This window comes from Streptomyces sp. CAI-85 (genome assembly GCF_013363615.1).
GTDB classification, from domain to species: domain Bacteria; phylum Actinomycetota; class Actinomycetes; order Streptomycetales; family Streptomycetaceae; genus Streptomyces; species Streptomyces antibioticus_B.
In genome coordinates this window covers 1-500 of sequence record NZ_JAANNX010000280.1, presented here as the reverse complement: position 1 = coordinate 500, position 500 = coordinate 1, and the positions used below count along the sequence as shown (strand labels likewise).

Below are 500 nucleotides of genomic sequence, written 5' to 3'. Positions count from 1 at the left end.
GTCACCGAGCAGCGCACCAGCGAGGACTACCTCCCGCTCGGCGACATCATGGAGGGCGCGCTCGACGAGATCGAGGCGATCGGGTCGCGCAGCGGTGAGATGACCGGTGTGCCGACGGGCTTCACCGACCTCGACTCGCTGACCAACGGTCTGCACCCGGGCCAGATGATCGTCATCGCCGCGCGTCCCGCGATGGGCAAGTCGACTCTGGCGCTGGACTTCGCGCGCGCGGCGTCGATCAAGCACAACCTGCCGAGCGTCATCTTCTCCCTGGAAATGGGCCGCAACGAGATCGCGATGCGTCTGCTGTCCGCCGAGGCCCGTGTCGCCCTGCACCACATGCGGTCCGGCACCATGACGGACGAGGACTGGACGCGTCTGGCCCGCCGGATGCCCGAGGTGTCCTCGGCGCCGCTCTTCATCGACGACTCGCCGAACCTGTCGATGATGGAGATCCGCGCGAAGTGCCGTCGGCTGAAGCAGCGCAACGACATCAAGCT

1 protein-coding gene is annotated in these 500 nt (G+C 67.2%); it reads left to right on the top strand.

Annotated elements, in window-relative coordinates; all coding sequences use genetic code 11:
* Positions 1 to 500 (top strand): DnaB-like helicase C-terminal domain-containing protein (locus G6W55_RS38265; RefSeq protein WP_175525135.1); only part of this gene is annotated, 500 nt, incomplete at both ends.